Annotated in this window: 1 protein-coding gene; it reads left to right on the top strand. The window is 35.9% G+C overall.

The features are described from left to right. Positions 1 to 500 precede the first annotated feature (500 nt). The coding region (locus tag ACY651_RS08545; protein ID WP_462251683.1) for a hypothetical protein at positions 501 to 1,968 on the top strand (1,468 nt) is incomplete at its 3' end.

The following is a 1,968-nucleotide window of genomic DNA, read 5'->3' as shown; positions in this document are numbered from 1 at the left end:
AAAACTGCAACAAAATTGCTATTGCTTTTTTGGGACGGCGAAGGTAAGCCTGTTTAGGTTTCATTTCCAAACAAATGGGGAAGTATTTTTTACAGGGGCTTTGTAAAGCGTTGGTTTACAGTAAAATTTTTGACTGATAATTTAATTGATGGTGTAGGTTGGATTGAAAAGTAGTTTTTTAAAGTGAGTTTATAGGATTTTGCTTTGCATTTAACATAATGTAAAAAAGCATGGACTCTGATGAAGTCACTATGGCGTTGCTATGGAGTCTCTGTGGAGTTGATATGGTTAAAGCTTTTGCGCATTGGCACTATCATTAAAATACTACTTTTTGCATAAAAGCATCAAATGACAATAAAATTGCAGGATTTTATTAGCGAATTAATGTTTGGGGTTAGTAAAATTTAAAGCCTATTATTGATTAAAAAATAATTATTTTTGAGTAAGTGATTGCACGCAATGCTTTATTATGCAAATACTAACGCCTAAAATACCTACTAATGCCCGCCCGTACTCTGTATAAACATATCTGCTTTTTAATTATTTTTATTCTCGCCACTGTAAGCATGCATTTACATGCACAGACTAAAAAAAATATTACTAATTTATATCATGATGATTTTAAGATATCTGCTTCAGTTCCGGCACAACTAAATGAAGTTAACAATAAAGAAAAAGTTGGGGCTACGGCAAACGTCTGCAATACATCAACATTTTATTTGAGGTTTACTGCAGGGGCGGGTGAAAAAATAAACGTAAAAGAAATACAAACGTTACCAGATGGGAACTTTTTAATCACCGGAAATATTATTCTACCCAACCTTGACCAGGAGGGAATACTATGCGTTATGAACAATGCCGGTGCTTTTGTTTTACAGCAAAGGATAAAAATTAATAACAGTTCCACCACCATATTTTCAGCTAAAGCACAATATAATGGAAGTATCTTAATTGCCGGGAGTATTCATTCTGCCTCCGATAAAATATTTGTATCTCAGCTTAACAGCAATTTATCCACTAACTGGACCAAAGTAATAGATGTAAATCAACCTCCCTTAAAAGTGGTTTTAGATATAGTTCCTAATAACCAATTAGTAGTTGCGGCACATACAGGTGCTGGTATTATTTATTCGTTACTAGATGCTACAGGAAATAGCCTTTGGAAAATGCAAACAACCCCCGCAGGCATAGATGTACTTGCCGGGATTGGACACAGCGATTATAACGAAGTGAGTATTGTTATTAACTGCACAAGAGCATCAAAAAAAGTGACCGATGTTATTACTTTTAACCAGATTACTGGTGCGATTCTGGCTTCTCATACCCTTGGAAGTATAAATGATGAACATCTTTTTGACGATGTTAGCTCTTATAGCAACCGTTTTATTACAACTGGTGTGATAAAAAATACCGCAGCACAATTCAATCTGGCAAGAGAAATTATGTATAATTCTAACACAACAGAAACTGTGCATACATATACTGTGCCTTTGCCTGTTGATTTTAACTTTACCAGTGCACATGATAATGCAGGTGATGCAATGGGATTTTGTTTTCCGCAGCAGGGCAAATTAGTTTATATACGCCACTTTGGTTACTACCAGACAGCACCTGAGTATATCCGGCAATATGATGTACCTGTTGGCAGCAGCATTACATCTGTTTCACGATCATTAATAGACGGGGGATATATTTTTGGATTAAACACTTCCAGCCAGGATACAATTATTTTAATTAAAACAGACAGTATTGGTATTGTAGCTGGTTGTGCCTATAACACCCTTCCAAATAATTATGCTGAGGTAATAACCACACAAAACATACCTTCTGGTGCAACCGTAACAAGTATTACTCCAGGAACAACAACTGCAGCTTTACAGACTATTAACGCTTCACTTACAAAATACACTGATTGTAATCAGCAGTATTGTCCTCCAGCGCCACCTGATGACACCTGCTTAAGCACCT

It is taken from the genome of Ferruginibacter sp., from assembly GCF_031391665.1.
Classification (GTDB): Bacteria; Bacteroidota; Bacteroidia; order Chitinophagales; family Chitinophagaceae; genus Ferruginibacter.
The sequence above is the reverse complement of the archived record's forward strand: the minus strand, read 5'-3'. Positions and strand labels throughout refer to the sequence as shown.